We start from the raw sequence: 6,000 nt of genomic DNA on the forward strand, positions 1-6,000 counted from the left end.
GTCAGGCCTCGACGGCGGGCACCAGCCCCATGACGGGCGCCGCGAGGTCGGTGACCTGGTGCAGCTCGTTGAGCTTGTTCAGCTCGTCGACCTGGTTGAGCGCGGCGAGCTGCTTGGAGACCCTGGGCATCTCCGCCTTGTGCTCCTCGGGGATGTCGCTCACCGCGAGCGAGTCGAGCATGGCCATCGGGTGCAGCTGACCGTTGTCCGGAACAGCCGCCTCGGCGGCGTTCGCGAGAGGTGCGGTGAGACCGGCGACGCCGACGGCGAGACCCACGGCGGCGACGATACGTCGAGTTGAGATCATGCTCTGGGCAACGCCGAGAGCACCCTCACGGACACGGCCGCCCTCGCCCGCTCACCCGACAGGCGCAGTACCCGGTCCGCGGTTGCCGAGTCCGCGCCCCGGCGGCCTTCCCCGTCTGCGCTTGCCGGGACCGCCGGGGCGGAGGAGTCTCGAAGGGAGAGGCCCTGCGCGGCCCGCTCCTCGCCAGGCCGCGGCCCTCGAAGGAGGTCACCATGGGCACCATGTCACGCCCCGGCTTCGACACCGAAGCCCTGCGCCGGGGCATCGAAGGAACCACCGCGGCGACCCTGCTGTCGCTCTACGCGGACGACGCCGAGATACGCGTCGTGGACCGCAACACCCAGCCCAGCAACCCCAAGGTGCTGCACGGCCGGGACGAGATCAGTGCGATGCTCGAGGACGTCTACAGCCGCGACATGACGCACAAGCTGGAGCAGTGTCTCGTCGACGGCGACCAGGTCGCCTTCAGCGAGTCCTGCCGGTACTCCGACGGGGTGCGCGTGCTCTCCGAGTCGATGCTGACCCTCAAGGACGGCAAGATCGTCGAGCAGACCATGATTCAGGCATGGGACGAGTAGGGAGGAATCCGCCGGGGGTCCAGATCACGTCTCGTCCGACCTGGACCTTCTCGGCCCGGGCGGGCTCGCCGCAGCTGGTCCCGCCTCGATGGACACGACCAGTTTCCGCAGCAGGTCTGCGAGCGTCAGCCGCTCTGCTGCGGTCAGTGCTGCGAGGAGCGCGATCTCTCCCTCCTCCTCGGAAACGATCTGCCGTTCGAACGCAGCGTGCCCGGCTTCGGTGAGCCGGACCGTGACCCGCCTGCGGTCGCCCTTCTCGTGTGTACGGCCGATGAGCCCGGCCTCCTCCAGCGGACCGAGGCGCGCCGACAGGGCGCCCCTGGTCAGTCCCAGCTGGTCGGCGAGGAGCGAGGGGCTCGCGGTGTACGGCGGTCCCTGCCGGCGCAGGGTGAGCAGCACCTTGTACTGCCAGTGCCGCAGCCCCTCCGTGTCCAGGGTGGTACGGCGGGCCTGGGAGGCGTGCCGGGCCACAATGTTCAGCCGCGCGAAGATCGCCTCCTTGACCGGGTCCAGCCAGTCCAGTTCCTTCGACCACAGCTCGACGTGCCGGTCGACCGAGTCCCGCATTACCCGCCCCCTGCAATAGTTTTCTTGTGGATGGTTTTTCGTCTGACTACCTTCCCCTGTCATGACGCACACCGCGAGCACAACCGTGGATCTCGACCAACTCCTCGCCGCCGCCCACGACTTGGCGCTGTCAGGCCGATGGGAGCGAGCGCTGGGCATCTTGGACACCACCGTCTGCGCCACCCCCGAGGACCGCGCCCGCCTCGCCCTGGCCACCGCCGAAGCCGCCCTGCTGAGCGACTGGTTCGGCGGTACGGACCTCACGGCCGCCCGCGCCGCACGGGCGGAGAAGGAGGCGCCGGGCGCGGACTGGGACCTGGGCTTCATCCGGCTACGGCACGACTACCGCTGCCTGTTGGTGAGCGACGGCGTGTTCCGTCCCGGCCCCGAGGGCAAGGACCCCGAGGCGCTCGCCGGGATCCGGCGTACCGCGCACGGCCTGCGCGAGAGCGCCCCCGACGAGGTGCGGCGGGGCTGGGCCTCGATGTACCTCGGGCTGATCGTCGACAACCTCTCCGCCGAGCGCGCCGCAGCCCCCGCCCACTACGAGGACGCCCTGCGCGCGGGCGACGCCGGTGGCGACGACCTGCTCTCCCGCGAGGCCCTGCGGCACCTCGGCGACCACGCCCACGACGGCGGCGACCACGTCCGCGCCGCGGAGTGCTGGGAACGGGCCACCGCCCTGGGGGCACGGGCGGGCCTGGTCCCGGGCGTTCTCTCGCAGCAGTTGCTGCTGGCGGTCCTGGCCCGGGACACCGGCGACGAGGCCGGGGCGCGGGCGCTGGCCACGGAGGTCGCCCGCTGGGCCGAGGCGCTCGGGGCGCACCGGCTGCACGCCCAGACGACGGGGTTCCTGGCGGGGGTGGATCCGACGGCGGCGCCTCCGTCGGAGAACAAGGCCTGACGGCTCGGTTACCCTGGTCGCGGGCCGTGACTGGCGCTGAGGTGGAGCACCACCGGGGAGCGGTCCGTGATTCCGAAGCCGTGCGCCTGGGCGATTCCTTCGATGGACCCAGGAGTGGATCATGTCCCAGGCCCGCATCATGGACGGCACCGCGCTCGCGCGGCGCATCGTCGAGGACACCGCCAAGCGCGCGGCCGACCTCACAGCACGCACCGGAAAGGCGCCCTGTCTCGCGACGGTTCTGGTCGGCGCGGACCCGGCCTCCGTCACGTACGTCCGGATGAAGCAGAACCGCTGCCGCAAGGCCGGTATCGAGTCCCGGCACGTGGAGCTGCCCGCGGCGACGACCACCGAGGAACTCGTCGGCACGCTGCGGGAGTTGTCGGCCGATCCCACCGTGCACGGCATCCTGCTCCAGCACCCGATGGGTGCGCACATCGACGAGCGGGCCGCGTTCGAGGCGATCGCGCCTGAGAAGGACGTGGACGGGGTCACCTTCGCGTCGTTCGCAACGATGAGCTTCGGCCTGCCGAGGTTCGTGTCGTGCACGCCCGGCGGGATCATGCGGCTGCTCGACGCGTACGACGTCGATCCGGCCGGGAAGCGGGCCGTGGTCGTGGGCCGCAGCGCCATCCTCGGCAAGCCGGCCGGGATGCTGCTGCTCGCCCGCGACGCGACGGTGACGTACTGCCACTCCCGTACGGCGGACCTGCCGGCGGCCGTACGGGAGGCGGACATCGTGGTCGCCGCCGTGGGCCGCCCCCGGCTGATCCGGGGGCAGGACCTCAAGCCCGGCGCCGTGGTGATCGACGCCGGGTACAACGCGGGCAACATCGGCGACGTCGACTTCGACTCCGCCGTGGAGCGCGCCTCGCTGATCACGCCGGTGCCGGGCGGCGTCGGTCCGATGACCATCGCCACGCTGCTGGAGCAGACCGTTCAAGCAGCGGACGCCGCCGCCCGGCAGATCTAGCCGCTAGCTGAGCGTCCACTTCTGGTTGGTCTGGCCATTGCACGTCCACAGCACCATCTGCGTGCCGTTGGACGTGCCCGCGTTGTACGCGTCCAGGCAGAGACCGGCGTTGACGTTGGTCAGGGTGCCGTCACTGTTGACGTTCCACTTCTGGTTGTTCTGGCCGTTGCAGTCCCAGATGACGACCTTGGTGCCGTTGGTGGTGCCGAGGTTGTAGGCGTCCAGGCACTTGTCGCCGTACACCACGAGTTCCTTGCGGGAGGTGTACGTCCACTGCTGGTTCTGGCCGCCGTTGCAGTCCCAGAGCTCGGCCTGGGTGCCGTTGGTGATGGTGTTGTCGTAGAGGTCGAGGCAGCGGCCGGAGCCCGTCCCGACGGCCAGCGTGCTGTTGGCACCCGGGAGCGGCCGGACCGTGATGTCGGCGAGGGTGGGCGCGTTGGCGAAGGTCAGTGTGTTCGCGGAGCCCTTGGACAGGCCGACCTGGACGGAGATCGTGCCTTGGGAGGAGCCGGTCGGCGGGAAGGAAACGGCTGTCGTGCCCTGGCCGTTGACCTTCAGCGTCCCGGTGACGGCGCTGGAGGTGTTGTTGGTGTACGCCACGTCGACGGTCTTGATGCCGGTGTTCCCGGCGACCACGCCGGAGAAGCTCGACGTGCCGGTGTAGGTGCTGCTCGCGGCCTCCGTGCCGCCGGTCACCGTGAGCATCACCGAGCCGCCCGCCGGGACGCTGGTGGTGTAACTCGTGCCGTAGGAGCCGATGTTGGAGCGGGTCCACAGGTCACGGACGGTCGCGTTCGCGTTGGTCAGGCCGAGGTCGGACCAGCGGACGGTGATGTTCTGCGCGGCGGAGGTCCGGTTGAGCAGGACGACGGCGCGGTTGCCGGTGCCGGACAGGACCTTGCCGTAGACCTGGAGGCCGGTGGTGTCCTCGGCGACCTTGACGCCCTGGAGGCCGCGCGGGTCCTGGTCGACGGCGATGACCTCGGGGTTCTTGAGGATGTTCGCGGTCTCGGTGGTCATCGTGGAGAGGTTGTTGCCGGCGAGCAGCGGGGCGCCGGAGATCGCCCATAGGTTCATGTGGGTGCGGTTCTGGGCGGCGGTGAAGCCGCTCATGCCGACCATCAACATGTCCGGGTCGTTGTAGTAGCCGGTGTGCTGGGCGAGCGGGTGCAGGGCCTGGTCGAAGTTGGACAGCATGTTCGTCTGGGACGGGCTGTTGCCCCAGTAGATGATGTCGGTGCTGGTCCGGTACATCGGAGCGAGCCCCGGCGCCCAGTTCCAGGTGTTCTGGTAGCCCCAGTTGCAGATCGAGAGGGTCAGCGGACGCCCGGTGGTGGCCGTCGCCTTGGCCACCGCGTCGCTGATCGACTTGTACGCCGTCGCCGCGTCGAGCCCCTCGGCGTCACCGCCGCACCAGTCGACCTTCACGAAGTCGAAGCCCCACTTCGAGAACTGGAGCATGTCCTGGTCGTAGTGGCCCTCGCTGCCCGAGCCGGGGGCGGCGGGGCGGCCGGTGGGGTAGTAGTAGCCGCAGCCGTCCTTGCCGGCGTCCGTGTAGATACCGGCCTTGAGGCCCTTGCTGTGGATGTAGTCGGCGATGGCCTTCATGCCGCCGGGCCACTCGGACTCGTCGACGGTGATGTTCCCCGCGCTGTCCCGGGTGCCCTGCCACCAGCCCTCGTCGATGTTGATGTACTGGTAGCCGGCCGCCGGCAGCCCCGCCGCCACGAACGCGTCGACCTGCTGCTTGATGACGTCGTAGTCGATCACGGCGGCGAAGCTGTTCCAGGAGGCCCAGCCCATCGGGGCGGTCGGCACCGGTATCTGGCGGCTCGTGGCCGCCTGCGCCGGGGTCGGCTGGGCGAACAGCAGCGCGGCCGTGGCCGTCAGGGCGAGGACGAGGGCGCGTACGGCGGCGGCTCTCACGCGTCGTACGAGACTCCTGCGGGGCGGGGGGTTCATGCGGCTCCTTCAACGGGGGGAACACATGCGGTGGTCGATATACCGAACATGGACCGGTGATTCGAACATCGTGCGCGCCGAAAGTAGAGCCGCCCGGGGGTGAAGTCAACGGATGCGACAAGGGTGAACTGGCCGGTGTGCACGGGTCGTTCGCGCGCGGCGACGGGACGCGGGGCCATACTGACCGTCGTGCGGGTAGCGATCATGACGGCGGGATCCCGGGGCGACGTGGCCCCTTTCACCGGCCTGGGGCACGGTCTGGCGCGGGCCGGGCACGAGGTCACCCTGGTCACCCACGGCCGCTTCGAGCCGCTCGCGGCGCGGGCGGGGATCGGGTTCCACGCGATCCCGGTCGATCCGAGGGCGGAGCTGGAGTCCTCCCGGGGCAAGGGGCTGCACCGCAGCGGGACCGGCGTGGGCAAGCTGCTGCGGGTGGTCGCGCTGGCGCGGGCGCTGGCCGGGAGCATGACCGACGACCTGGTGGCGGCCGCGCGGGCGAGCGACGCGCTGCTCCTCTCCGGCTCCCTGGCCCCGCTCGGACACGCCATCGCCGAGGGCCTGTCCCTGCCGAGCCTCGGCCTCAACCTCCAACCCCTGGCCGCCACCCGCGAGTTCGCTCCGCCCATGCTGGGCGTCGGCTCCTGGGGCGCCCTCGGCAACCGGGCCGCCGGTGCCGGGGTGGAGAAGCCCCTGTCGCCGCCCCGGGGTG

Annotated in this window: 7 protein-coding genes and 1 riboswitch; of the genes, 4 read left to right on the top strand and 3 right to left on the bottom strand. The window is 70.6% G+C overall.

Features of this window, described 5'->3' with window-relative positions:
• Window position 1: 1 nt before the first annotated feature.
• Window positions 2-307 (bottom strand): hypothetical protein, encoded by a 306-nt coding sequence (locus ABZ896_RS19205; protein ID WP_360929914.1) that lies wholly within the window; start codon window positions 305-307, stop codon window positions 2-4.
• 212 nt (window positions 308-519) lie between these two features.
• Here ABZ896_RS19205 and ABZ896_RS19210 point away from each other — a divergent pair, with 212 nt between their 5' ends.
• On the top strand, window positions 520-885 hold the full coding sequence (locus ABZ896_RS19210) for a nuclear transport factor 2 family protein (protein ID WP_360929917.1): 366 nt from the start codon (window positions 520-522) through the stop codon (window positions 883-885).
• Between the two features lie 24 nt (window positions 886-909).
• Here ABZ896_RS19210 and ABZ896_RS19215 read toward each other — a convergent pair whose 3' ends face one another.
• Window positions 910-1,452, bottom strand: a complete 543-nt coding sequence (locus tag ABZ896_RS19215) for a MarR family transcriptional regulator (RefSeq protein ID WP_360929920.1) — start codon at window positions 1,450-1,452, stop codon at window positions 910-912.
• Window positions 1,453-1,513: 61 nt separating this feature from the next.
• On the opposite strand from ABZ896_RS19215, the gene ABZ896_RS19220 reads away from it, so the two are divergent.
• Entirely contained in the window at window positions 1,514-2,356 is an 843-nt protein-coding gene (locus ABZ896_RS19220; RefSeq protein ID WP_360929923.1) for a hypothetical protein, read from the top strand.
• A gap of 16 nt (window positions 2,357-2,372) precedes the next feature.
• Window positions 2,373-2,455: riboswitch (ZMP/ZTP riboswitch) on the top strand.
• A 22-nt stretch (window positions 2,456-2,477) separates the two neighbouring features.
• Window positions 2,478-3,329 carry a bifunctional 5,10-methylenetetrahydrofolate dehydrogenase/5,10-methenyltetrahydrofolate cyclohydrolase gene (locus tag ABZ896_RS19225; RefSeq protein WP_360929926.1) on the top strand — a complete coding sequence of 284 codons (852 nt, stop codon included), beginning with the start codon at window positions 2,478-2,480 and terminating at the stop codon, window positions 3,327-3,329.
• A 3-nt stretch (window positions 3,330-3,332) separates the two neighbouring features.
• On the opposite strand, the gene ABZ896_RS19230 is transcribed toward ABZ896_RS19225, so the two are convergent.
• Window positions 3,333-5,291 (bottom strand): ricin-type beta-trefoil lectin domain protein, encoded by a 1,959-nt coding sequence (locus ABZ896_RS19230; RefSeq protein WP_360929929.1) that lies wholly within the window; start codon window positions 5,289-5,291, stop codon window positions 3,333-3,335.
• Between the two features lie 204 nt (window positions 5,292-5,495).
• On the opposite strand from ABZ896_RS19230, the gene ABZ896_RS19235 reads away from it, so the two are divergent.
• On the top strand, window positions 5,496-6,000 hold a 505-nt coding region (locus ABZ896_RS19235), incomplete at its 3' end, for a glycosyltransferase (protein ID WP_360929944.1).

The organism is Streptomyces sp. NPDC047072, assembly GCF_040643855.1.
Classification (GTDB): domain Bacteria; phylum Actinomycetota; class Actinomycetes; order Streptomycetales; family Streptomycetaceae; genus Streptomyces.